Source organism: Pseudomonas sp. G3-39, from assembly GCF_054790485.1.
Window position 1 is genome coordinate 4,205,456 of the sequence record NZ_CP186497.1, and the last position, 26,383, is coordinate 4,231,838.

General features: G+C 61.0%; 17 protein-coding genes. 6 read left to right on the plus strand and 11 right to left on the minus strand.

Annotation, left to right across the window (positions count from 1 at the left end):
• Positions 1-25: 25 nt before the first annotated feature.
• From cmk to mtnA, 7 genes are all read right to left on the minus strand, one after another.
• Entirely contained in the window at positions 26-715 is a 690-nt protein-coding gene (cmk, locus tag ACOYXG_RS18795) for a (d)CMP kinase (RefSeq protein WP_015093983.1), read from the minus strand.
• On the minus strand, positions 712-2,919 hold the full coding sequence (locus tag ACOYXG_RS18800) for a bifunctional prephenate dehydrogenase/3-phosphoshikimate 1-carboxyvinyltransferase (RefSeq protein WP_247268177.1): 2,208 nt from the start codon (positions 2,917-2,919) through the stop codon (positions 712-714). Before ACOYXG_RS18800 ends, cmk begins: the two co-directional genes overlap by 4 nt.
• 28 nt (positions 2,920-2,947) lie before the next feature.
• Positions 2,948-4,060, minus strand: coding sequence for a histidinol-phosphate transaminase (gene hisC, locus ACOYXG_RS18805; RefSeq protein ID WP_095137263.1), 1,113 nt, complete (start codon positions 4,058-4,060; stop codon positions 2,948-2,950).
• Positions 4,061-4,073: 13 nt separating this feature from the next.
• Positions 4,074-5,168 (minus strand): prephenate dehydratase, encoded by a 1,095-nt coding sequence (gene pheA, locus ACOYXG_RS18810; protein ID WP_003226907.1) that lies wholly within the window; start codon positions 5,166-5,168, stop codon positions 4,074-4,076.
• Complete coding sequence (gene serC / locus ACOYXG_RS18815) at positions 5,168-6,253, minus strand: 3-phosphoserine/phosphohydroxythreonine transaminase (protein ID WP_183785977.1); 1,086 nt, start codon at positions 6,251-6,253, stop codon at positions 5,168-5,170. Before serC ends, pheA begins: the two co-directional genes overlap by 1 nt.
• A 231-nt stretch (positions 6,254-6,484) precedes the next feature.
• The gene (gyrA, locus tag ACOYXG_RS18820; RefSeq protein WP_027612418.1) at positions 6,485-9,139 is read right to left on the minus strand and encodes a DNA gyrase subunit A; all 2,655 of its coding nucleotides are present in this window, start codon (positions 9,137-9,139) and stop codon (positions 6,485-6,487) included.
• Positions 9,140-9,565: 426 nt separating this feature from the next.
• Positions 9,566-10,642, minus strand: coding sequence for an S-methyl-5-thioribose-1-phosphate isomerase (gene mtnA, locus ACOYXG_RS18825; RefSeq protein ID WP_096794920.1), 1,077 nt, complete (start codon positions 10,640-10,642; stop codon positions 9,566-9,568).
• Positions 10,643-10,750: 108 nt separating this feature from the next.
• On the opposite strand from mtnA, the gene ACOYXG_RS18830 reads away from it, so the two are divergent.
• The 5 genes from ACOYXG_RS18830 (at position 10,751) to ACOYXG_RS18850 (ending at position 15,715) form a co-directional block, all read left to right on the plus strand.
• Positions 10,751-12,085, plus strand: a complete 1,335-nt coding sequence (locus tag ACOYXG_RS18830; protein ID WP_027612416.1) for a TRZ/ATZ family hydrolase — start codon at positions 10,751-10,753, stop codon at positions 12,083-12,085.
• A 58-nt stretch (positions 12,086-12,143) separates the two neighbouring features.
• A complete protein-coding gene (gene ubiG / locus ACOYXG_RS18835) occupies positions 12,144-12,842 on the plus strand; it encodes a bifunctional 2-polyprenyl-6-hydroxyphenol methylase/3-demethylubiquinol 3-O-methyltransferase UbiG (RefSeq protein ID WP_027612415.1) in 699 nt (232 codons plus the stop codon).
• A gap of 4 nt (positions 12,843-12,846) precedes the next feature.
• Complete coding sequence (gene mupP / locus ACOYXG_RS18840) at positions 12,847-13,518, plus strand: N-acetylmuramic acid 6-phosphate phosphatase MupP (RefSeq protein WP_003226921.1); 672 nt, start codon at positions 12,847-12,849, stop codon at positions 13,516-13,518.
• 167 nt (positions 13,519-13,685) lie between these two features.
• Complete coding sequence (locus tag ACOYXG_RS18845; protein WP_460353340.1) at positions 13,686-14,426, plus strand: YciK family oxidoreductase; 741 nt, start codon at positions 13,686-13,688, stop codon at positions 14,424-14,426.
• Between the two features lie 362 nt (positions 14,427-14,788).
• Positions 14,789-15,715 (plus strand): GGDEF domain-containing protein, encoded by a 927-nt coding sequence (locus ACOYXG_RS18850; protein WP_027612413.1) that lies wholly within the window; start codon positions 14,789-14,791, stop codon positions 15,713-15,715.
• 136 nt (positions 15,716-15,851) lie between these two features.
• Here ACOYXG_RS18850 and ACOYXG_RS18855 read toward each other — a convergent pair whose 3' ends face one another.
• Both ACOYXG_RS18855 and ACOYXG_RS18860 read right to left on the minus strand, forming a co-directional pair.
• Entirely contained in the window at positions 15,852-16,613 is a 762-nt protein-coding gene (locus ACOYXG_RS18855) for a TenA family transcriptional regulator (protein WP_440131030.1), read from the minus strand.
• 79 nt (positions 16,614-16,692) lie between these two features.
• Complete coding sequence (locus ACOYXG_RS18860) at positions 16,693-19,152, minus strand: EAL domain-containing protein (RefSeq protein WP_097088389.1); 2,460 nt, start codon at positions 19,150-19,152, stop codon at positions 16,693-16,695.
• Between the two features lie 173 nt (positions 19,153-19,325).
• Here ACOYXG_RS18860 and ACOYXG_RS18865 point away from each other — a divergent pair, with 173 nt between their 5' ends.
• Positions 19,326-23,942: a deaminase domain-containing protein gene (locus ACOYXG_RS18865; protein ID WP_460353344.1), complete on the plus strand. Its 4,617-nt coding sequence runs from the start codon at positions 19,326-19,328 to the stop codon at positions 23,940-23,942.
• Here the strand turns inward: ACOYXG_RS18865 and ACOYXG_RS18870 are convergent, their stop codons facing one another.
• Positions 23,943-25,760: an ABC transporter ATP-binding protein gene (locus tag ACOYXG_RS18870; RefSeq protein ID WP_460353348.1), complete on the minus strand. Its 1,818-nt coding sequence runs from the start codon at positions 25,758-25,760 to the stop codon at positions 23,943-23,945.
• Positions 25,753-26,355 carry a DsbA family protein gene (locus tag ACOYXG_RS18875; protein ID WP_183785991.1) on the minus strand — a complete coding sequence of 201 codons (603 nt, stop codon included), beginning with the start codon at positions 26,353-26,355 and terminating at the stop codon, positions 25,753-25,755. The genes ACOYXG_RS18870 and ACOYXG_RS18875 overlap by 8 nt, the downstream gene beginning before the upstream one ends.
• Positions 26,356-26,383 lie beyond the last annotated feature (28 nt).

The following is a 26,383-nucleotide window of genomic DNA, read 5'->3' on the forward strand; positions in this document are numbered from 1 at the left end:
GACTGGTCCCCTGCGACCTTCTTGGTCACCCGGCGATATCGCGAATGGCGATCTCGCTCATGATGCGTTCAAGCACCTGATCGATGGACAACTCCGTGGAATCCAGCTGTATCGCATCAGCCGCCGGCTTGAGCGGGGCTACTGCGCGCTGGGTATCACGCTCGTCGCGTGCACGGATCTCATCTAGCAGACTCGACAGACTAACACCCTCGACTTTGCCCTTCAACTGCAAATATCGGCGGCGCGCCCGTTCCTCGGCACTGGCAGTGAGGAAAATCTTCAGCGGCGCATCCGGAAAAACCACCGTTCCCATGTCGCGACCGTCGGCCACCAGGCCCGGCGCTTCCTGGAAAGCACGCTGGCGCTGCAGCAGCGCCTCGCGTACCGCCGGCAATGCGGCCACCTGAGAAGCACCGGAACCGACGCTTTCGGTACGGATGACATCGCTGACTTCATCACCTTCCAGAATGATGCGCTGCAGTTGACCGTCGGTCGCCGCGATGAACTGAACATCCAGATGAGCGGCCAGTTTCTTCAGCAGCTCTTCATTGGTCAGGTCGACACCATGGTTATGCGCAGCGAACGCCAGCAGGCGATACAGCGCACCGGAGTCCAGCAGATTCCAGCCCAGACGCTTGGCCAGGATCCCGGCGACCGTGCCCTTGCCCGAACCGCTTGGCCCATCGATGGTGATGACCGGTGCAATGTTTTTCACGACTGAGCCTCTTGAGCCACGCGAATGCCGACTTGCGCGCACAGCGCGAGGAAGTTCGGGAACGACGTCGCGACGTTGGCGCAATCATGAATGCGGATCGGTGCAGTGGCGCGCAGCGAAGCGACGCTGAAAGCCATGGCGATACGGTGATCACCGTGACCATGCACTTCGCCGCCACCGATCTGGCCGCCATCAATGATGATGCCGTCCGGAGTCGGCTGGCACTTGACGCCCAGCGCCAGCAAGCCGTCCGCCATGACTTGAATGCGATCCGATTCCTTGACGCGCAGCTCTTCGGCACCGGTCAGCACGGTACGACCTTCGGCACACGCCGCCGCCACGAACAGCACCGGGAATTCGTCGATGGCCAGTGGCACCAGCGCTTCCGGAATCTCGATACCCTTGAGTTTAGCAGCGCGCACACGCAGGTCAGCCACTGGCTCGCCGCCAACTTCACGCTGGTTTTCCAGGGTGATGTCTGCGCCCATCAGACGCAGGATGTCGATGACGCCGGTACGGGTCGGGTTGATGCCAACGTGCTCCAGCACCAGCTCGGAACCTTCGGCGATCGACGCGGCCACCAGGAAGAACGCCGACGACGAGATGTCGCCCGGCACTTCGATATGGGTCGCAGTCAGCTTGCCGCCGGACTCGACCGACGCGGTGGCGCCATCGACGCTTACCGGGTAGCCAAAACCGCGCAGCATGCGCTCGGTGTGGTCACGGGTCGGCGCCGGCTCGGTCACGGTGGTCTTACCTTCGGCGTAAAGACCCGCCAGCAGCAGGCAGGACTTCACCTGAGCACTGGCCATCGGCATGGTGTAGGTCAGACCCTTGAGTTTGTGCCCGCCACGAATGGTCATCGGCGGACGACCTTCGGCGGCGGTTTCGATCACGGCGCCCATTTCACGCAGCGGATTGGCCACGCGATTCATCGGACGCTTGGACAGCGACGCATCGCCGGTCAGGGTGCTGTCGAAGTTCTGCGCCGCCAGCAGGCCGGACAGCAGACGCATCGAGGTGCCGGAGTTGCCCAGATAGATCGGACCCGGCGCTGGCTTCAGACCGTGCAGGCCGACGCCGTGAATGGTCACACGACCGTGGTGCGGGCCTTCGATGACCACGCCCATGTCACGAAATGCCTGCAAGGTCGCCAGGGCATCTTCGCCCTCGAGGAAACCTTCAACCTCGGTCACGCCTTCGGCCAGCGAGCCGAGCATGATCGAGCGGTGGGAAATCGATTTGTCACCTGGTACGCGAATCCGACCGGACAGGCGGCCACCAGGTTGAGCCAGGAAAATCAGATCGTTGGAATTCATAGCGTCCACATAGGCCCTGCGGGCCAGGATTTTACTGAAATGCTCGCGGGCAACCCGGGCGCGCGTGAAGACGCCCAACAATTGGTGCCCATCCCCTGCATCGACCGCGTCGCGCAAGGCGTCGAGGTCGCTGCGAAATGTATCGAGTGTGCGCAGGACAGCCTCGCGGTTGGCGAGGAAGATGTCGTGCCACATCACCGGGTCGCTTCCGGCGATTCTTGTGAAATCGCGGAAACCGCCCGCAGCGTAACGGAAGATCTCAAGGTTTTCATTGCGTTTGGCCAACGAGTCGACCAGACCGAAGGCCAGCAGGTGCGGCAGATGACTGGTCGCGGCCAACACTTCATCGTGGCGCTCGACCTGCATGTGCTCGACGTCGGCACCCAGTTCGCGCCACAAGCGATCAACCACCGCCAGTGCGGCCGGGTCGGTCTGCTCGAGCGGCGTCAGAATCACCTTGTGCCGACGGAACAGCTCAGAGTTGGAGGCTTCCACCCCGCTCTGCTCGGAGCCGGCAATCGGATGGCCCGGCACGAAGCGCGCTGGCATACCGCCAAACGCCTCGGTCGCCGCGCGCACCACATTGCCCTTGGCGCTGCCGACATCGGTCAGAATCGCCTGCCCCAGATCAACGCTCGCCAGACGAGCCAGGACTTTCTCCATGGCCAGAATCGGCACCGCCAGCTGAATCACGTCGGCGCCCTGACACGCAGCGATCAGATCATCTTCACAACGATCCACCACACCCAACTCGACCGCCAGCTTGCGCGATTGCGGGTCGAGATCGACCCCGACCACCTCGCGGCAGAGACCGCTTTCACGCAAGCCTTTGGCAAACGAACCACCGATCAAGCCCAGACCGACCACTACAAGGCGACCGATCATAGGTGCAGCAGATTGCAGAGCAGTGACATCACCCACGAGCCAGAACCTTACGCAGCGCTTCGAGGAAGCGGCTGTTTTCCGCCGGCAGACCGATGGTCACCCGCAGATGGTTCGGCATGCCGTAATTGGCCACCGGACGCACGATCACGCCTTCACGCAGCAGCCCCTGGAAAATCGGCGCAGCAACCTGACCGAGATCGACGCAGATGAAGTTGCCTTTGGACTCGATCCAGCTCAGACCCAACTCACGGAACCCTGCCTGCAACTGCTGCATGCCGGATTCGTTGAGCTGACGGCTTTGCGCCAGATACTCTTCGTCTTTCAGCGCCGCACAGGCCGCGGCCAGGGCCAGGCTGTTGACGTTGAACGGCTGGCGCACGCGGTTCAGCACGTCCGCTACTACCGCAGTGGACAGGCCATAACCGACGCGCAGCGCCGCCAGACCGTAGGCCTTGGAGAACGTGCGCGATACCAGCAGATTCGGATACGCCGCGAGGAAATCCAGACCGTCCGGCAGATCACTGCCTTCGGCGTACTCGATGTACGCCTCGTCCAGCACCACCAGCACGTGCTCCGGCACGTCCTGCAGGAACTCGTCCAGCGCTTCGGCGCCGAACCAGGTACCGGTCGGGTTGTTCGGATTGGCGATGAATACCACGCGGGTATTGGCGTCGATGGCCGCAAGCATCGCAGGCAGGTCATGCCCCCAGTCTTTGGCCGGAACCACTTTGGCCTGCGCACCGACAGCCTGGGTGGCGATCGGGTAGACAGCGAACGCGTGCTCACTGAACACGGCGTTCAGGCCCGGCGCCAGATAGGCGCGCGCCACCAGCTCGAGAATATCGTTGGAGCCGTTGCCCAGGGTCACCTGATTCAGCTCGACGCGGCACTGCTCGGCCAACAGCGATTTCAGCGCGAAGCCGTTGCCGTCCGGATAGCGGGTCAGCTCGGCCAGCTCTTCGCGGATCGCCGCCAAGGCTTTCGGACTAGCGCCCAGCGGATTTTCGTTGCTTGCCAGTTTGACGATTTTCGCCGGATCCAGATCCAGCTCGCGCGCCAGTTCGTCCACAGGCTTGCCCGGAACGTACGGCGAAAGTTGTTGCACGCCCGGCTGTGCCAGAGCGAGGAAGTTGCCACTCATTTGCTACCGCCCCTTAGAGAACTGCTTTCGGGTAGGAACCCAGCACTTTGAGTGCTACTGCTTCCTGACTGATCTTTTCCAGCACACCTTTGATCAGCGGATCACGGTGGTGGCCGACGAAGTCGATGAAGAACACGTAGGTCCATTTGCCGCTGCGCGACGGACGGGTTTCGATCCGGGTCAGGTCGATCCCGTTGTCATGGAACGGCACCAGCAGCTCGTGAAGCGCGCCGGGCTTGTTGCTCATCGAGACGATGATCGAAGTCTTGTCGTCGCCGGTCGGCGGCACTTCCTGGTTACCGATCATCAGGAAGCGCGTCGAGTTGTCCGGACGGTCTTCGATCTTCTCGGCCAGACGCGTCAGGCCGTACAAGCCTGCGGCCATGTCGCCGGCAATCGCCGCCGAATTCCACTCACCCTTGACCCGCTTCGCCGCTTCAGCGTTGCTCGACACCGCCACGCGCTCGACATTCGGGTAATGCGCGTCCAGCCACTTGCGGCACTGGGCCAGCGACTGGGCGTGGGAGTAAATGCGGCTGATGCTGTCGGTCTTGGTGTTTTCACCAACCAACAGGTGATGGTGAATGCGCAGCTCGACTTCGCCACAGATCACCATGTCGTGCTCGAGGAAGCTGTCGAGGGTGTGGTTGACCGCGCCTTCGGTGGAGTTCTCCACCGGTACCACGCCGAAGTTCACCGCACCCGCCGCCACTTCACGGAACACTTCGTCGATTGCCGCCATCGGCTTGCTGATCACCGCGTGACCGAAGTGCTTCATGGCCGCCGCCTGGGTGAAGGTACCTTCAGGGCCGAGGTAAGCCACTTTCAGCGGCTGCTCGAGCGCCAGGCACGAGGACATGATTTCGCGGAACAACCGCGCCATCTCTTCGTTGCCCAACGGCCCCTGATTGCGCTCCATCACCCGCTTGAGCACCTGAGCCTCACGCTCGGGACGATAGAACACCGGCACTTCGCCTTCGGCCAGCGAGGCCATCTTTACTCGCGCAACTTCCTGGGCGCAGCGGGCGCGTTCGCTGATCAGCTCGAGGACCTTGCTGTCCAGAGCGTCAATGCGAACGCGCAGTGCCTTGAGTTCTTGCTCGGACATCAGCCGTGTTCCTTCTCGAATTCAGCCATGTACGCCACCAGCGCGTTGACGGCGTTGATGTCGACGGCGTTGTAGATGGAGGCGCGCATGCCGCCCACGGAGCGGTGGCCTTTGAGGTTGAGCAGGCCGCGCTCGTCGGCACCGGCGAGGAACGGCTTGTCCAGGCGATCGTCAGCCAGACGGAATGGCACGTTCATCCACGAGCGGTCCGACTTGTTGATCGGGTTGCTATAGAGGCCGCTGGCGTCGATGAAGTCGTACAGCGTGCGCTGCTTGACGTCATTGAGCTTGGCGATCGCTTCGACGCCGCCCTGCTCTTTCAGCCACTGGAACACCAGGCCGGACAGGTACCAGGCCAGGGTCGGCGGGGTGTTGTACATCGAGCCGTTATCGGCCGCGACCTTGTAGTTGAGCATGGTCGGGCACAGCGAACGCGCCTTGCCCAGCAGGTCTTCGCGGATGATGTTGACGACAATACCGCTCGGGCCGATGTTCTTCTGTGCGCCGGCGTAGATCATGCCGAAACGCGAGATGTCGACCGGACGCGAGAGGATGTCCGAGGACATATCGGCGACCAGCGGCACATCACCGGTTTCCGGGATCCACTGGAATTCCAGACCGCCGATGGTTTCGTTCGGCGCGTAGTGAACGTAAGCGGCGTCTTTCGACAGATTCCACTCGTTCTGGCCCGGAATGGCGAAATAGTCGTAAGGCTTGGCGGTGGCGGCAACGTTGACGTGGCCGTAGCGCGAGGCTTCTTCGATGGCTTTCTGCGACCAGATACCGGTGTCGATGTAGTCGGCAGAGCCGTTTTCCGGCAACAGGTTCAGCGGGATCTGCGCGAATTGCTGGCTGGCGCCCCCCTGCAGAAACAGCACTTTATAGTTCGACGGGATATTCAGCAGGTCACGCAGGTCCTGCTCGGCCTGGGTGGCGATGGACACGAACTCATCGCTGCGATGGCTCATTTCCATGACCGACAGACCCTTGCCATGCCAATCAAGGAGTTCACCCTGGGCACGTTGCAGGACAGCTTCAGGAAGCGCCGCAGGACCGGCACAGAAGTTATAGGCTCGCTTGCTCACATCCAATCTCGCTCTGATTTGGTGGTATCACGCAATAAATCACACTACCGATCAACACAGCCCTGTGGGAGCGAGCCTGCTCGCGAATGCATCACCGCGGTGGGTCAGAGGTACCGCAGCGCCTGCATTCGCGAGCAGGCTCGCTCCCACAGGGGATCTCCATGATGTCGAAATTTCATACCGGACAAATAACAAGGGGGCGAATTTTCATCCGCCCCCTCGCTTGTCCGCTTATTCCTGCGGCTCTTCGTCAGCTGCGGCGTCGAGTTGCTGGTCCTCGGCAACGTCGTCGATCACGACATCCCCCTCGAACCCGGCACCCTCTTCACCTTCAAGCTCATCGCCTTCGACTTCCGACGGCTCCTGAACCCGCTCCAGACCAACCAGGGTTTCATCCTTGGCCAGTTTGATCAGGGTCACGCCCTGGGTGTTACGGCCCAGGCTCGACACTTCGTCGACACGGGTGCGCACCAGAGTGCCCTGATCGGAGATCAGCATGATTTCTTCGCCGTCGAGCACCTGAACCGCACCGACCAGACGGCCGTTACGCTCGTTGCTGACCATGGCGATTACACCCTGGCCGCCACGCTTGTACTCAGGGAACTCGGTGATCGCGGTGCGCTTGCCATAACCACGCTCGGAAGCGGTGAGGATCTGGCTGCCTTCTTCCGGGATCAGCATCGAAATCAGCTTCTGCCCTTCCGGCAGACGCATGCCGCGTACACCGCGGGCGGTACGGCCCATGGCACGCACGTCGGACTCTTTGAAGCGCGTTACCTTGCCGCCATCGGAGAACAGCATCACTTCGCGCTCGCCATCGGTGATGGCCGCAGAGATCAGCACGTCGCCTTCGTCCAGCTCCAGCGCGATCAGACCGACGCTGCGCTGACGGCTGAAGGATTCCAGCGGGGTCTTCTTCACGGTGCCGTTGGCGGTCGCCATGAAGATGTAGTGACCTTCGGTGTATTCCTCGACCGGCAGCATGGTGGTGATGTATTCACCGTCATCCAGCGGCAGCAGGTTGACCAGCGGACGACCACGGGCGGCGCGGGATGCTTCCGGAATTTCGTAAGTCTTCAGCCAGTACACCTTGCCCTTGCTGGAGAACAGCAGGAGGGTGGTGTGACTGTTGGCCACCAGCAGGTGAGCGATGTAGTCCTCATCCTTGACGCCGGTCGCCGATTTGCCTTTGCCGCCACGACGCTGAGCCTGGTACGCAGCCAGCGGCTGAGTCTTGGCGTAGCCACCGTGGGAGATGGTCACGACGCGCTCTTCTTCCGGGATCATGTCGCCCAGGGTCAGGTCGAGACGCGCATCGAGAATCTCGGTGCGGCGCACGTCGCCGTATTCGGCGCGGATCACTTCCAGCTCTTCGCGGATCACTTCCATCAGGCGCACGGCGCTGTTGAGGATGCGGATCAGCTCGCCGATCTGGTTGAGAATCTCTTGATACTCGGCCAGCAGCTTCTCGTGTTCCAGACCGGTCAGACGGTGCAGACGCAGTTCCAGAATGGCTTGCGCCTGCTCTGGCGACAGGAAGTACTTGCCTTCACGCAGACCGTATTGCGGATCGAGGTTCTCCGGACGGCACGAATCGGCGCCGGCACGTTCAACCATCGCGACTACGGCGCTGGATTCCCAAGGGGTGCTGACCAGCGCTTCTTTCGCTTCCGACGGAGTCGGCGACGCCTTGATCAAGGCGATCACCGGGTCGATGTTCGACAGGGCAACGGCCTGACCTTCGAGGATGTGACCACGCTCGCGAGCCTTGCGCAGTTCGAATACGGTACGACGGGTGACCACTTCACGACGGTGACGGACGAAAGCTTCCAGCAGATCCTTGAGATTCAGGATGCGCGGACGGCCATCGATCAGCGCCACGATGTTGATGCCGAATACCGATTGCAGCTGGGTCTGGGCGTAGAGGTTGTTGAGGATCACCTCAGGCACTTCGCCGCGACGCAGTTCGATCACGACACGCATACCGTCCTTGTCGGACTCGTCGCGCAGCTCGGTGATGCCTTCAAGCTTCTTCTCTTTGACCAGCTCGGCGATCTTCTCGATCAGACGCGCCTTGTTCAGCTGATACGGGAGTTCGGTAATGACGATCTGCTGACGGCCACCGACCTTGTCGATGTCTTCGATGATCGAACGGGCACGCATGTAAATGCGGCCGCGACCGGTGCGGTAGGCTTCGATGATGCCGGCACGACCGTTGATGATCGCGGCCGTCGGGAAGTCCGGACCAGGGATGTATTGCATCAGCTCATCGACGGTCAGCTCGGGATTGTCGATGAGGGCCAGGCAACCGTCGATGACTTCACCGAGGTTGTGCGGCGGAATGTTGGTCGCCATGCCCACGGCGATACCGCTGGAACCGTTGACCAGCAGGTTCGGGATGCGCGTCGGCATCACCGCCGGGATCATTTCGGTGCCGTCGTAGTTCGGCACCCAGTCCACGGTTTCCTTGTGCAGGTCGGCCAGCAGTTCATGCGCCAGCTTGGTCATGCGCACTTCGGTGTATCGCATGGCCGCGGCGTTGTCGCCGTCCACCGAACCGAAGTTGCCCTGACCGTCAACCAGCAGGTAGCGCAGGGAGAAAGGCTGAGCCATGCGGACGATGGTGTCGTACACCGCGGTATCACCGTGCGGGTGATACTTACCGATCACGTCACCGACAACACGGGCAGATTTCTTGTACGGCTTGTTGAAGTCGTTGCCCAGCTCGCTCATCGCGAACAGTACGCGACGGTGCACGGGCTTGAGGCCATCGCGCGCATCCGGCAGTGCACGGCCGACGATTACGCTCATCGCGTAGTCGAGGTAGGACTGTTTCAGCTCGTCTTCGATATTGACCGGGAGGATTTCTTTGGCCAGTTCGCCCATGAGAAGCCTGATTCCTTTTTCTGGTGAAACTTCGTCATATCCATATGGGATGTACGAAGCTCGTCGGGGCAGGCTGAGTGCCATGCGCCGACTTACGACAAATCAACAAATCGAACCGTGGATTTGCGCAGTAAAGACAGCTCCGTGAAGCTGCCTCGGAAAACGCCGGATGTTATCACAAGAGCCGCCACGCACCTATCCCCCAGATGCGCATGGAGCATAGTTAGTTGACCGATGACAGGCGTAAAGGGGACGAGAGAGGCTCAGAGCCTCTTTGAATACAGTTTTGGGGCTTGATTTGGAGATGTTTATTGACTTTGATGGCCCCATCGCGAGCAGGCTCACTCCTACAGGGTTTGCGTTCGACACAAAACCTTGTAGGAGTGAGCCTGCTCGCGATGGCGTCCTTACAGACGCCAAAGCCAATCAATGCAGGCGCTTGCGGCACATCAACTGAGCCATTTTCGCCGTATCCGGCCGCTCGACGATGCCTTTTTCAGTGACGATCGCATCAATCAGATCCGCCGGCGTCACGTCAAACACCGGGTTGAACGCCTCGACGTCCGCCCCCACGCGCTTGCCACCCACCTCCAGCAACTCGGCGCCGTCACGTTCCTCGATCGGGATGTCGTCGCCACTGGCCAGATGCATGTCGATGGTCGAACTCGGCGCCACCACCATGAAACGCACGCCGTGGTGCATGGCGTTGACCGCCAGTTGATAGGTGCCGATCTTGTTCGCCACGTCGCCATTGGCAGTGATGCGGTCAGCGCCGACGATCACCCAGGTCACGCCTTTGGTCTTCATGATGTGTGCAGCGGCCGAATCGGCATTCAGCGTCACCGGGATGCCTTCGTTCGCCAGCTCCCACGCGGTCAGGCGCGAACCCTGCAGCCATGGCCGGGTTTCATCGGCATACACCCGCTCGACCATGCCTTCCAGATACGCCGCACGAATCACCCCCAGCGCGGTACCGAAACCGCCGGTGGCCAGAGCACCAGTGTTGCAGTGGGTCAGAATCGCCTGGGCATTGCCCTGATGTTTGCGGATCAGATCGACGCCGAGCTGAGCCATGGTCAGGTTGGCTTCGCGGTCGCTTTCATGAATGGCAATGGCTTCGGCTTCCAGCGCCACCAGCGGATCGGCATTGTCCTTCAGACGATCGAGCCGATCGTGCATGCGATTCAACGCCCAGAACAGGTTGACCGCCGTCGGGCGGGAATCCGCCAGCAGGGCGAAATCCTCTTCCAGCGCCGCGTACCAGTCGCCGCCTTCAGCCACGCGGGCGCGGGCCGCCAGCACAATGCCATAGGCCGCGCTGATGCCGATGGCCGGTGCGCCACGCACCACCATCGAACGAATCGCCTCAGCCACACCGGCAGCGCTGGTGTAGGCAATCCAAGTTTCCTCGAACGGCAAAATACGCTGATCCAGCAGGTGGAGCGCGCCATCTCGCCAATCGATGGCCTTTACTTTCTCCGCAGCCAACAGTCGATCGCGCATCCCTCACCCCGCACTCATGAACAAAAGCCGCCGATTATAGCGATCCCCCCGCGAAGACGCTCGGGTATACTTCGCCATCCTTTACAAAAGCACTGGAACCGACCCTCGATGCCGAAACCTGCCATTGCGCTCGACTTATTATTGCTGCCGACCTGGCTGGTACCCGTCGAACCCGCAGGCGTTGTGCTCAAGGAGCATGGCCTGGGCATTCGCGACGGTCGCATCGTGTTTATCGGCCCGCGCGCCGAAGCATTGAAGTGTAACGCCACTGAAGTCCGCGAATTGCCGGACGTGCTGCTCAGCCCGGGCCTGATCAACGCTCACGGGCATGCGGCGATGACCCTGTTCCGCGGTCTGGCCGACGATCTGCCGCTGATGACCTGGCTGGAAAACCACATCTGGCCGGCCGAAGCCAAATGGGTCGATGAAGAGTTCGTCCGTGATGGCACTGACTTGGCGATTGCCGAGCAGATCAAGGGTGGCATCAGCTGTTTCTCGGATATGTATTTCTTCCCGAAAGTCGCCAGTGAGCGCGTGCACAACAGCGGCATTCGCGCGCAGATCGCGATTCCGATCCTCGATTTCCCGATCCCCGGCGCCAGCAGCGCCGATGAGGCCATTCGTCAGGGCGTCGAGCTGTTCGGCGATCTGAAGCATCACGAACGGATCAAGATCACCTTCGGCCCACATGCACCCTACACCGTGGGCGACGAGAACCTGGAAAAAATCCGCGTGATCGCCGAAGAGCTGGACGCGTCGATCCACATGCACGTCCACGAGACCGCCTTCGAAGTCCAGCAATCGCTGGAGCATCGCGGCGAGCGGCCACTGGCCCGCCTCGGTCGCCTCGGCCTGCTCGGCCCGCGCTTCCAGGCGGTGCACATGACCCAGATCAGCGATGACGATCTGGCATTGCTGGTAGAAAGCAACACCAGCGTGATCCACTGCCCGGAATCGAATCTGAAGCTGGCCAGCGGGTTCTGCCCGGTGGAGCGCCTGTGGCAGGCTGGCGTGAACGTCGCCGTCGGCACCGATGGCGCGGCGAGCAACAACGACCTTGACCTGCTCGGCGAAACCCGCACCGCCGCGCTGCTGGCCAAAGCCGTCGCCGGCTCGGCCACCGCGCTGGACGCCCATCGTGCGCTGCGCATGGCCACGCTCAACGGCGCACGGGCCTTGGGCATCGAGGCGCAGGTCGGTTCGCTGGAGATCGGCAAGGCTGCGGACATTGTCGCTTTCGACCTGTCCGGCCTGGCTCAGCAACCGGTCTATGACCCGGTGTCGCAGCTTATTTATGCCACCGGCCGCGACTGTGTGAAACACCTGTGGGTCGCCGGCAAACAGTTACTCGACGACCGGCGCCTGACCCGTCTGGACGAACAACAGCTGGGCGCCACCGCCCGGGCCTGGGGCCAGCGCATCAGCGGCCACACCGAATCGTAAACACCGCGGAGCAGACTCCGCGGCTACAGCCCTTTTCAAGTTTTTCGAGGAATACATCATGAGCAACGTCGACCACGCCGAAATCGCCAAATTCGAAGCCCTGGCCCATCGCTGGTGGGACCGTGAAAGCGAGTTCAAACCGCTGCACGACATCAACCCGCTGCGCGTCAACTGGATTGACGAGCGAGTCAATCTGGCCGGCAAGAAAGTTCTCGACGTCGGTTGCGGCGGCGGCATCCTCAGCGAAGCCATGGCCCAGCGCGGCGCCACTGTCACGGGCATCGACATGGGCGAAGCGCCACTGGCGGTAGCGCAATTGCATCAGTTGGAGTCCGGCGTCAGCGTCGAATACCGGCAGATCACCGCCGAAGCCCTGGCTGAAGAAATGCCCGAGCAGTTCGACGTCGTAACCTGCCTGGAAATGCTGGAGCACGTACCGGACCCGTCGTCGGTGATCCGCGCCTGCTACCGCATGGTCAAGCCCGGCGGCCAGGTGTTCTTTTCGACCATCAACCGCAACCCGAAGGCGTACCTGTTCGCCATCATCGGCGCCGAATACATCATGAAGCTGCTGCCGCGCGGCACCCACGACTTCAAGAAATTCATCCGCCCGTCCGAGCTGGGCGCCTGGAGCCGCATCGCCGGCCTGACCGTCAAGGACATCATCGGCCTGACCTACAACCCGCTGACCAAGCACTACAAGCTGGCCAGCGACGTTGACGTCAACTACATGATCCAGACCCTGCGCGAGGAGTAAGCCGATGGCCATCAGAGCAGTCCTTTTCGATATGGACGGCACCCTGCTCGACACCGCGCCGGACTTCATCGCCATCTGTCAGGCGATGCGCGCGGATCGCGGCTTGCCGCCGATGAACGACAAGCACATCCGCGACGAAATCTCCGGCGGCGCCAAAGCGATGGTCGCGGTGACGTTCTCGATGGATCCGGAATCGCCGGGCTTCGAGGAGCTGCGTCAGGAATTCCTCGAGCGTTATCTGGCCGGTTGCGCTGTGCACAGCAAGCTGTTCGACGGCATGGGCGAGCTGCTGGCCGACATAGAGCGGGCCAACCTGATCTGGGGCGTGGTCACCAACAAACCGGTACGCTTTGCCGAGCCGATCATGCAACAGCTGGGGCTGGCCGAGCGCTCGGCGCTGCTGATCTGCCCGGATCACGTGAAAAACAGCAAGCCGGATCCGGAGCCGCTGATCCTCGCGTGCAAGATGCTTGATCTGGATCCGTCGACGGTTTTGTTTGTGGGCGATGATCTGCGCGATATCGAATCCGGGCGCGATGCCGGCACCAAGACCTGCGCCGTGACCTACGGCTATATCCACCCGGACGACAACCCGCGGCACTGGGGCGCGGATGTGGTGGTGGATCATCCGCTGGAGTTGCGCAAGGTGCTCGACAGCGCGCTGTGCAGCTGCTGAAAACGGCCTTTGTGGCGAGGGGATTTATCCCCGATGGGTTGCGAAGCAGCCCCCGCAATCTTTCAGGTCGATTCGATATGCAGGTTTACGACTGCTTCGCAGCCGGTCGGGGATAAATCCCCTCACCACAAGGAAGCAGGTCTTCATGAATGGATTGTGAGGTTCTTATGTTCGATTACACCGCCCGTCCCGAATTGCTCAAGGATCGGGTCATTCTGGTCACCGGTGCCGGTCGTGGCATCGGTGCGGCTGCCGCGAAAACCTACGCCGCTCACGGCGCCACCGTGCTGCTGCTGGGCAAGACCGAAGCCAATCTGACTCAGGTCTACGACGAGATTGAAGCGGCGGGGCATCCACAACCGGCAGTGATCCCGTTCAACCTCGAGACCGCCTTGCCCCATCAATACGATGAGCTGGCGGCGATGATCGAGAGCGAGTTCGGCCACCTCGACGGCTTGCTGCACAACGCCTCGATCATCGGCCCGCGCACGCCGATCGAGCAGCTGTCGGGCGAAAACTTCATGCGTGTCATGCAAGTCAACGTCAATGCCATGTTCATGCTGACCAGCACCCTGCTGTCGCTGCTCAAGCTGTCGCAGGATGCCTCGGTGGTGTTCACCTCCAGCAGCGTCGGGCGCAAGGGCCGGGCCTACTGGGGCGCTTACGGAGTATCGAAGTTCGCCACCGAAGGCTTGATGCAAACCCTGGCCGATGAAGTCGATGGCGTGGCACCCGTGCGCTCCAACAGCATCAACCCGGGCGGCACGCGTACCAGCATGCGTGCACAGGCCTATCCGGGAGAAAACCCGCTGAACAATCCGACCCCGGAAGAGATCATGCCGGTGTACCTGTACCTGATGGGTCCTGACAGCGCGGGCATCAATGGCCAGGCATTCAACGCGCAATAACTGCCATACGTCGCTTTTGTTGCCGTGGCGGATTACCGTCGCGGCACGCAATTGCCGCTTCCCACCGTCACACCTCAGTCAAATATCCGCCACCCGCCCTCAAAGCAAAAAGCCATCCCGTTGATTCATAAAGGTTTTAATAAACCTGAACCGAATGGCACGACTTTCGCTCTAATTTTCCTCAAAGCATGCCGTGTGAAGGCACTGGGGCAAGGCCGATTTCGATAGCTGACTAATCGTCATCAGGCAGACTAAACTTACGCCAAATGTCCTACGGGACTGATGGATCAGTATGACGCGCAGCCCATAGCCGCTCTCACCCAGCCTGTAAGACAGACTTACTGCTTAGGGGCTCACGCCATATGAAATCACCTTCCCAGACCAATGCAATTGACTTTGACAGTGCCAAATTGCAACGCCTGGGCTTTGGTCAGCTGCCTCCGCTTCTGGAACGCCCGGCCAGCCTGGCGCAATTGCGCCAGCAAATGAGCCTGCAACTGCAAACCAGTCTTGAGCCGCAACGAATCCTCGGTCTGTTTTTCCGCGAAGTTCAGCGTCTTGTGCCGCTGGATGCCTTGAGCTACGTGCATTCGGGCAGCGACTTGCGCCTGGAGTTCGGTGCCCGCGGTCACCATTCGGTCAGCTACAGCCTCAGCCACGAAGGCGAGCATTTGGGCGAACTGGTGTTTCGCCGCAACCAGCGCTTCAGCGAGCAGGATCAGGGCAACCTCGAATCGCTGCTGTCGTCGCTGTTGTTCCCGATGCGCAATGCCCTGCTCTACCGCGCGGCAACGCAAAGTGCGCTGCGCGACCCGTTGACCGGAACCGGCAACCGGATCGCCATGGAGCAGACCCTGCAACGCGAGATCGACATGTCACGCCGGCACCTGCAACCGTTGTCGGTGCTGATGCTCGACATCGACCACTTCAAACGGGTCAACGACAGCCATGGCCACAGTGCCGGGGATGACGTGCTCAAAGCGGTGGCAGCGTCGATCAAGGGCCAACTGCGTAACGTCGACATGGTGTTTCGCTATGGCGGGGAAGAATTTCTGATCTTGCTGTGCAACACCGGCCGGGAAGCGGCAGCGATGGTCGGCGAGCGTCTGCGCCACGCCGCGCAGACTGCAGAATATTTCGCGGACGGCAAACTGATCGACCTGACCGTGAGCCTTGGCTGCTCGACTCTGTTGCCGGGAGAGTCAGCTGACAGCCTGCTGCGCCGGGCCGACAGTGCGCTGTACGTGGCCAAGCGCGAAGGGCGCAATCGGCTGGCGATGGCTGGCTGAGTCCTTCCAGACAACCACAAACCACTGTAGGAGTGAGCCTGCTCGCGATCCGGTGTGTCAGTCACCTTCTTTGTTGACTGACACACCGGATCGCGAGCAGGCTCACTCCTACACTTTTTTGCGGCGTTATTGGCTATCAGCTCTCTACCAGTGCCCGGCGTTCACGCCCGTGCAACGCGCGCTCCGTGGTCTCCAGTTGCATGCAACGCTCCAGAAACAGGTACATGTAGTCGTAGCTCTTGCACACCGCCTGACGCAGTTCGGTCTGCAGCGCCTTGCTCGGGTTCATGCCCGCCAGCGTGCAGATGATTTCCAGCGCTTCCCACGGGTGAGCGTCGTCGTACTGGGCGTGCATCTTCAGCCACTTCATCGCGCGCTTGCGCTCTTCTTCCGGGAACGCCGCCGCGTACACGCCAGTTGAGCAGACCAGCGCCGACCACTCCCCGGTCGCGCCCTCGATGGCGTAGTTGGTCGCAGCGATGGCGACGATCAGCGAATCCGCCGAACTCGTATGCCAGCACCAGTGACTCAGCGCATGCAGTTCCGGCGGTACTTGCTGGGCCTGCAGATCCTCGAGGCTGACGCCATGCGCGCGACTCCAGTTCAGCCAGTAGTCGGCATGATTGAGTTCGACGCGGATGTTGCGCATCAGCCAGCGGCGCGCCATGTCCTCCCCAGGATGGCGGGCAAACTTGGTTTTGGTCAGGTTCTGCGCCATATACAACGCAAACTGTTCAACTACTGGCCAGCCCCCGATCAAGTACTGGCGCATGGTTTTGGCGCTGAGCTTGTTATCGCGCATGCGCAGGTACAGTTCATGTTCGACAACCCGGCGCTTGCTCTCGCTGCAATCTGCAATGAGCTGTTGTGCCCAGGCAGGATAACTTGCAGCTTCCATGAGTGGTCCGGTTCGGTTGAATGTGTCGATCACTGTTCGGCTCCTTTTGATTTGTGATTGTAAGGATCGGCAAGATATTTCAACGGAACGTGCCAGGCGCCTTGAACAACAGCGGCTGCGGTCTGGCGGGCCGACTTTGCAAACTGTCGCAGGTAAACAACTGCGGGCGTTCGATGACATAACCCTGAGCGTAATCCACCCCGATTTCAAGCAATGCCTGCTCGATCTGGGTTGTTTCAACAAACTCGGCAATTGTCTGCTTACCCATGACATGCCCGATGTGATTGATCACCTCGACCATTGCACGGTTAATCGGGTCGTCCAGCATATCCTTTACGAAACTCCCGTCGATCTTCAGGAAGTCTACAGGCAAATGTTTCAGATAAGCGAATGAAGACATTCCGGCACAAAAGTCATCAAGTGAGAAGTAACAACCTAAGCCTTTGAGTTCATTAATAAATCTAATTGCGCTGCCGAGATTGGCAATGGCGCTGGTTTCAGTAATTTCAAAACAAATCATTTCAGGGGGTATAGCGTAATTAACAAACTGTTCACGCAGAAAGTGCAAGAACGCGTCATCTCCGATAGTAATGCCTGAAAGATTAATCGCACACATTGCCAACGGACCTTCATGTTGTTCGGTAATACATTGGGCAATCACTTTAAAAACATTCTCGACGACCCAACGATCCAGTTGGCTCATCAGACCATAACGTTCGGCCGCCGGAATGAAACTGTCCGGCAGGATCATCCGTCCGGCTTCGTCATGCAGACGCAAGAGTATTTCGATGTGCCCCCCGCCATGGGCTGTAGCGCCCAGCGGAGCAATTTCCTGGGCATAAAGGCAGAAGCGGTTTTCCTCCAGCGCCATGTGCAGGCGCTGCACCCAGGCCATTTCGCCGAAGCGCAGCGACAGCTCGGAGTCGTCGGCATGATAGACCTGCACCCGGTTGCGGCCCTTTTCCTTGGCCATGTAGCAAGCCATGTCGGCGGCGCGCAATGACGCTTCGAGGGTGGTCGGGGTCTGGGCGATGTGCACCAGGCCGATGCTCACAGTGGTCAAAAACGGCCGCCCCTTCCACACGAAGTGCAGGTTCTGCACGGTCTGGCGCAGGCTCTCGGCGATTTTCTCGGCGGCATCCGGGGCGCAGTTCTCCAGCAGAATGCCGAACTCGTCGCCGCCCAGCCGCGCGAGGGTGTCGCTTTCGCGCAAGCCCGATTGCAGCAGCGTGCAAATGTGCCGCAGCAACTCATCGCCAGCGGCGTGACCGCAGGTGTCGTTGACCAGTTTGAACTGGTCCAGATCGAGAAACATCAGCGCATGCCGACCGGGCTGGCGCGTCAGGTTGTGCAGGGCCTGCTCCAGGCGATATTCGAACTCGCGGCGGTTGGCCAGACCGGTCAGGGCATCGTGGGTCGCCTGCCACGACAGGTTGGCGATGTATTGCCGTTCCTGAGTCATGTCATGCAGCACCAGCACCGTACCGATAACCTTCTCGGCGTTGCGGATCGGCGCGCCCACCAGCGTCACCGAGACCGTACTGCCATCCAGGCGCTGAATCAGTTTGGAGTGCTCGCTGCCACCGATCAGTTGCCCGCTGAGAATATGCTCGATCAGCGTCAGCCCTTCGGTCTGCGCATTGTCATCGAGCAGATTGAACAGCGCTGCCAATGGCAACCCCGCCGCGTGCTCGGACTTCCAGTGCGTCATCGCCTCCGCCGCCGGGTTCATGTAATCGATCGCGCCGTTGACGTCGGTGGTGATCACCCCGTCGCCAATCGATTGCAGGGTGATGTGTGCCCGATCCTTCTCCAGCTGCAGCGCCTGGGCAAAGGCATGCCGCTGCTTGAGCAGTTTGTGGGTGCGCAACAGGGCCAGCACGATCAACCCCAGCGCCGTGGCCAGGTTGGTGAACAGCAGCAGGCGCAGGATCATCCGTGACCCTTCGCCCAAGGCATCGCTGAACGCCTTGGCCGCCGGCGTCACACCGTCGTTGATGGCAAAAATCTGCGCTTTCCAGTGCTGTATATCAGCCGGCGTCGCGATGTTTTCGCTGATGCCCTGATGCATCTCGCGCGCGACATTGTCCAGTTGCACCAGATAGGCGTCGCCGATGGTCCAGCGGTCGATCGCGGTTTCCAGATAACTGAAATGGCGGAAATTGAGGTACAGCCAGATCAGGCTCGACACATCATCGGGATGGTTGCCGCCCTTGAGGATCCCCTCCCGTGCCGCCTGCAGATCCGGCGGCTGACGATCCAGCGCCAGACGCAACTGGTGACCGCCCTGAGGCACGGCAATCGCTTGCTTGTATTTGAGGAAGATCGCCTCGTCGCGGCTGTCGGCATACAGGTTCAGGTAATAGATGGCGTCTTTCTGGCCCTTGGACCAGAGGCTCTCGCCGGCGACATAGCCGCGAACGGCCGACAGGACGTAAAGACTCACGCCCCCCAATAACGCCTGAAATAACACGACGGCGATAAATGGCCAGACGATGCCCAACAACCGTGGCGTTCCGAGAGTCCTTTTATGCTTCATGAGGTCCTTTGCGCACGCACTGTCATCTTCAAGGGGAGATCGCCAGAGCCAGACAAGGGAGCGACCCCTTCCAGCAAACCAGGACATTTTCAACCGGCGATACGTATGTACCGCACCCGCTGTTCGCCATGCTTCGACACTGACGGCTTTCAATCATTCCAGAGCCGTTTTCCATGCAGTCACCTTCCGCCACGCTGCAACGCCATACTGCCCAACAGAGCGAATACAGGGCAATGATCACCGCCCTGCGCGCCGTGCTCAGCGCTTCAACCTCACTGCAGACCTACTACCTCACACCCCAGACACATTCACGCCTGGGTACTGCACACGACCAGGCGCAAAACCTTCTGCAAGCACTGTTCGATGACAGCGGCGAGCCACAATTGGCGGCCTACCTGCAAACGTCCAGAGGATCATTGCTGCAAGTCGACGCCGCAGCCGGTCACTGCAGCTTTTCCTTCAATCGTCCCGATGGCAGTTGCGCCCGCTTCACCATCAAGGATGTCACCCGGGCCTCCAGCACAATTCAAGAATTTCAGCGAGCGTTGCTGAGTATAGGCGCACACCTGCGTTCCGACAGGCTGCTGCCGTTGTCACAACTGCTGCGTGAGTCCGGGTTCACATTTGCCGACGTACAGGACGCCACAGCACTGGCCCGGCTGATCGGCAAGGTCGAAGAACAACGCGCCAGCCATCGACTGAATCTGCGACATCACCCGGCGCTGACGGGACTGATGAGCGACGATGACAAAGCCGCGATTCACGACCTGATTGGTGACTGGCTTACCGGCAAAACCCTGTCGGCCATCGACAGCCTGGCCAGCGAAGTAACGCCCCCATTCACCCGCCAGCAACTGGAACAGCAGCCTGCCGCCTGCCTGGAACGCCTGCTCGACACCCCCAAGGCGCGTGACCTGGGCCAGCGCCTGCTGCAGAAACTGCAATGGTATGGCGCGCGGCCCGATGAACTGACCGTGCCCGATATCGGCCTGCGTTTACTGCTCGAGGCGTTGTGCCTGTGGTACGAACTGCCCGGCGAAGGCAGCTCGACCGAAGTGGCTGGTTTTGCGCTGGAACAACGCGCTTACTACGGCGCCAGCTACGCCGCCATTCGCCGGGACTTTTTAAAGCACCTGGAGGATTCTCACCGAACCTCGACCCCGACCGAAAAACATGTGCTGGGATGGGTATGCCTGACGCAGTTCGGACTGGATTTTCAAGTGCGCGACATTCCTGACGACCTGCCGTACGCCAGCTCGGTGGTCTGGGTCAATTTCGTGCATGGCGTGCACCTCGCCCATGCCCTCGATCCACAGTTGCTGGAACATCTGAGCTTTCAACAACTGGTCGATCTGCCGCTGCACAAAAGTGAAAACGCCAGCACCGACCTGCAAACCCTGATCGCCATGACCCGAGTGGCTGCCGCACAGACCTGGACACTGGCCACCGGAGCCCAGGCCGCAGCGAACGAGACATCCGGCGATGACGCTGCCCTGCAAGCGCTGGAAGACCACAAGAAGCAAATGAACGCAGCGATCCTGCAACTGGACATCGAGCCGCCACGGCGACTCGCCCTGGCAAAACAGCAACTGGAGAAGGCGCTGGCCAACGAGCTGTACGATCACACGACGATTCGCCTCAAACGCCACCATCCTTCAACGCCCAACCGTAGCCGACGCAGCATTATCGACACCCCGGATGTGGCATTGCCGACCTGGCCGTTGCTGGAGGTCTATGCCGCCGGCGGGTTGAGCAGCGACACACGCTGGTACGTCAGCAACGATGGCCGCAGTGCCAGCGAATGGATCAGCCTCAACGCAGCAGGCAAACTGCAAAGCGGTTTTGTCGACACCGGACATCCAGGCCGACGCCTTTCACGGTTTCCGAGCAACTGCACCTTGCCCGAGATCAGGCCCTTGTTCGAGCAGCAGTTCGATGACTATCTGAGCGAGACCCGCGAAGCCTATGAATACCTGATCAAGTCGCTGCTGGTCACACTGCCGTGGCCCGACCGCCGGGCACTGGAGCACGGCGAAGTGCGGATTCACAGCCTCAGGGATCCGACACGGCATATCGAAGCTCACCTGGAGACAGCGGAAAACATCCTGCCGTACCGGGCTCGCATGGGCTTCGTGTTGCAGGCGACGTATCAGGGCCCGCCACAATTCTACGAATGCCTGCCACGCGCCGGCATCCTTCGCAAACGCCCGGATCTGAATGACACACATGTGGGCGGCCTGTTATTGCCACCCCTGCCGCCCAAACGTGGACGGACCAAGGGCCAGAGCATCAGCCGCATCGTCGCCCGCCGCCTGCCGTTCGATCGAAAAGCACACTGGGACGGTTCGACACCTGCCCCCGACGCCAAATGCGTCGCGATCCTCGAACCGCTGGGCGACTCCCTCCCGGTATCGATGATCCCGGCGGCCCATCACGACAGTTCGCCGAACCTGACCTTCACCTCGCCGCGCACGGCGCACATCGCCTCGTTCATCGCGACCCGGTTGTTCTATGCCGATGAGCAGGCGCTGCGCAGTGAGGCCTGGGGTGATACCCGTTTCGAGCGCGACAGCCGCAAAAAGCACTGGACTCATGCCCTCAAGGGCTTCATCCCGTTCTGGGGCAGTCTCGAAGACCTGCAGTCGGACAGTCCGGGCAAACGCGCAATGGGCGTACTCGGCCTGCTCCTCGATATCGTCTCGTTCGCGATTCCCTTGGGCAAATTCGTCGCCGGCAGCATTCGCCTCGCGGCCGTGGCCGGGAAAATGGCGATTCGCGTCGCCCTGCCACGCATGGCGCAATTGTCGAAAAACCTGCTGATTTCGAGCTTGAGAAACCTCAATCCGCTGGACGCTGCGCCTGCTTTGCTCAAGCTCGGCGGCCGAGGTGCGATCGGCGCAGTGCGGGCCGTGGCGCATCTGGAACACCGCGCGGTTGCACGTCTGAAAAGGCTGGCCGGCAGAAGCGCTGACTATGACCTGCTGCACAGTCTGCCCCAGGCACTGGATGCCGGGCGCTGGAAAGCGCTGAACCCTGCCGATCATCTGGCCGTGGTCAGAGGCATTGACGATGTGCCGGTGCGCAACGTCGGCGGCTCGCGGCATCACTTGCTCGATCCGCTGTCCGACCGCCCTTATGGGCCGCAGTTGCTCGCACACGAGCATGATTTTTCGCTGGGGCGTTCGCACTACCGCACCGTGAAAAAAACCGACGATCAGATCGATATCGAACTGGCGCCGAACACCCGCATCGAGCTTGTCCCCGAGGCTGGGGGACGCACCACGGTATTGATCGATGATGTGCCTTATCGACTCGACGGCGATGAACTGCGCCGGGTCGATCTGCTCGATGACAGCCAGCACTGGACGCTGCTGCCGTGCCGGATCCGTCGCGCACCGGGCGCGGGCGACTGCCGCGTCAGCTACATCACCGCAGAACCCGCCCCGACGCCCGCCGTCGGCACGATCGACAAGGAAAAGGGTTACGCACCGTGGTTCGGCGAGCGGGTTTCGGAGCCGGCCATGCTGCCCCATCAAGACGGAATGTTCCTGGCGGTCGATGCCAGGCTTTATCAAATCATCGATAACCGCCCGAGGCTGTTCACCGGTGATCTGCGACTCCTTGGATTCCATCAAGGCAGGCTGGTACCAAGACAGCAGATTCAAGCCACGCTGCAGTTTCGCAAGGGCATTTATGCGCGGATAAAAACCGGCGGCAGCTATGACGGGATCAATGACTCACATCAGGTTGGTGCGGTGCTAATGCCGGCCATCGACGACTCGGCCTCCTACGTGTTCTTCCGAATCAACATCCAGGAGTACTACCTGGCCACCATCGCCAAGGGTAAAAAAGCGCCCGATCAATTGACCTTCAGGCGCCTGGCACCCGCCGAACTGGCCGACGGCACCCTCGGTGCTGAACTGCTGACCGTCTACACCGGCTCGCTACACGCCAACAACATTGTGCGCATCCATGGTCTGGAATCGGTGCAGCGCGCGATGCACACCATGGAACAGATCGCGATCCCCATCGGCACCACGGCCATTCCTGCAAACAATATGAAATGGCTGAAGGTCGACACCAGCCCGGGCGAAGCACTGATGTTCGATCACTCGACACGGATGATCGTCACCCGCCTGCCCGAAGGCGCCGTCACCTGGGCGCGCAGCAAGGAAGCGCCGGAAGCCTTTCGGCAGAAAACCGCAGAGATTTTCGACACGTTGTTTCTGTCGCCAACAATCAACCCGGCCAACAGCAACGCGGCCCTGCGCATCGACAGTGCCATGCAGAAACTGCACAACCTGTTGCCCGTGCGTGAGCGGCCGGTCAACGCACGTAACATCGCCTATGCCGAAGTCACCACGACCAGTGGCAAACGGGAGATCTACGTCAGCGTGTCCGGCGCGCAAGGCAGCACCCAGCGCCTGCCGCTGTTTCGCCACATGGGTGCCAATCACGTGCGGATCGGCGACACCACTTACATCAACATCGACTACAACCCAGACTTCCCGCGCACCTCGCTGGAGGTCGCCGAGCAAGGGCAACTGCTGGCCGTGCCGCTGACCATCAAGGAGCTGAAAACCTATCAGCCGACGCAAACCAGCCGGCCGACCTCGCTGGACAGCGAAAGCAAACTGATCAGCGTGCTGCGCGAGAAATATCCCGACCCGACAGAAATCCGCGCGGTCGACATCGCAACAACGATGCGCCCGTGCGAATCCTGTTCGGTGGTGATGAAGCAGTTCGGCCATGACGGCGGCGAGGCGGCGTTACAGGTGCTGTGGGGCTGATTACAGGCGCTGCAGATGGCCGTAGAGTTTGGCGTAGAGGCCGCCATCGGCGATCAGTTGCTGGTGGTCGCCATCCTCGGCCACTTGCCCGCCATCGAACACCAGCACCCGATCCGCCTGCTTCACCGCCGACAGGCGATGGGCAATGATCAGCGTGGTGCGGCCATTGAGGAAGCGCGCCATGGCCTGATGCAGGTTGTATTCGGTGGCAGCGTCGAGGGCTGAAGTGGCTTCGTCGAGAATCACCACTTTCGGCTCGGCGAGGATCATCCGCGCAATCGCCAGACGCTGACGCTGACCACCGGACAGACGCACGCCGGAACGTCCGACGATGCTGTCGAGACCGTCCGGCAGCGCCCGGATGGTCGCCTCCAACTGGGCGATTTCCAGTGCCTGCCAGCAGGCTTCGTCGCTGCGGGTGCGGCCCATGGTCAGGTTGGCGCGGACGGTGTCGTTGAACAGCGCCGGATGCTGCAGCACCACCGCGACGTTTTCACGAATCAGCTCCAGACCGATTTCCTGCTGGGTCGAACCGCCGAAACGAATGGTCCCGGCCGACGGCGTGTACAGCCCCAGCAGCAACTGCACCAGAGTACTTTTGCCGCCGCCACTGGCACCGACAATCGCGACTTTCTCACCGGGGGCAATGGACAGGTTCATCTGATCCACCACCAACTCATCGCCGTAACCGAAACTCAGCCCCTGCACCTCGATGCCCACGGTTTCCCGACCCTTGAACGGATCGACGCCACCGGGGTATTGCGGCTCGTCGGCCCGCGCCAGCAGTTCGTTGATCCGCGCCAGTGCGCCACCCGCCGCGTAGTAGGCGTATTGCAGATTTAGCAGTTGTTCGACCGGGCCGATCATGAACCACAGGTAGCTGAACACCGCGAGCATCTGGCCGATCGACAGGTCGGAGAACAGCACCGTGAGCATCGCCGCCGCGCGGAAGATGTCGATGCCGAACTGGAACAACAGACCGCTGGCGCGATTCGACGCGTCGGTCTTCCACTGTGAGTTGACCGCATAGTTACGCACTTCCTGCGCGCGCAAGCCGAGTCGCCCGAGGAAGAAACCCTGACGGTTGCCGGCGCGCACTTCCTGGATCGCATCGAGGGTTTCGCTCAAGGCTTGAGTGAAACGCGAGGTGCTGTCGTTCTCCAGTTTCTTCAGGTGCTTGACCCGCTTGCCCAACTGCACCGTGGCGTAGATCACCAATGGATTGAACAGCAGGATCAGCAGCGCCAGCTTCCAGTGCATCCACATCAGGATGCTCGCGGTGCCGACCAGCGTCAGCATCGCCACCAGAAACCGGCTGAGGGTTTCGCCGACAAACTTGTCGAGGGTGTCCAGATCGGTGACCAGATGGGTGGTCACGGTGCCGCTGCCGAGGCTTTCGTATTCGCCGAGGGAAATCCTTTTCAGGCGCTCGATCAGCCGCACGCGAATGCGATAGACGATGTCCTTGGCCAGCCGGGCAAACAGCCGCGCCTGCAACACGCCAAAACACAGGGCGCTGCAACGCAGAGTCAGGGTGACCACCAGCATCAGGCCGATGTAACCCGCCGCTTGTTGCCACATCGACGGCAACACGTGGTTCATGACTTTCAGCGCGGCATCGCCATGCCCGAGCAAGACCTCGTCCACCAGCAACGGCAACAGCAACGGAATCGGCACACTGCACAGCGTCGCCAGCACGGCCACGCCGTTGGCGATCCACAGGGATTTTTTGTGATGCAGTGCCAGGCGCCGGACTTCTGCCCAGCTCAGCCGGTCGACACGCTTTACGGCTGGCGTGTCATCGGCCAGGTCAGGCACAGGCGGCGCGCTCCAGCCAACGGCCGAGCAACGGCGAGAGTTCGCTGAGCGGTTGATAGCCGTTGGTCAACAGCGCCAGTTGGCCGTTGCGCTCGGCGAGCAGGGTCGGGAACCCGGCGATGCCCAGATCCTGCACCCAGCTGAAATCGGCCTGAGTCGCCTTGTGCTGATCGGCATGATCAAACAACGCAGCGAATTCGATTCGCGGTACGCCGGCCTTTTCCGCCAGCTCGACCAACACGCTGGCCTGGGTGACATCGCGGCCTTCAGCGTAAAACGCCTGCTGGATCAGGCCGACCAGCGTCCACGCGCAATCCGGCGCCAGGCTGCGCGCGGTAACGATCGCCCGACAGGCCGGCTCGGTGTCGTAGACAAAACCGTCGGGCAACGCCCCGTCGAACTTGAACGGCTGGCCGGTAGCCTCAGTGACCGCCTGCCAGTGCTCAAGGATGTAGCGCCGTGTAGTCGGTTCCAATGCTGCACCACTACCGGTGCGCAACCCGCCGACCACCAGGTGCAACTCCACCCCGGCTGCCTGCGCCTGCTCGACCAATGCCTTGGCAACCGGAGCGAACCCCCAGCACCAGGAACACATCGGATCCATCACATAGAGCAGGCGCGCA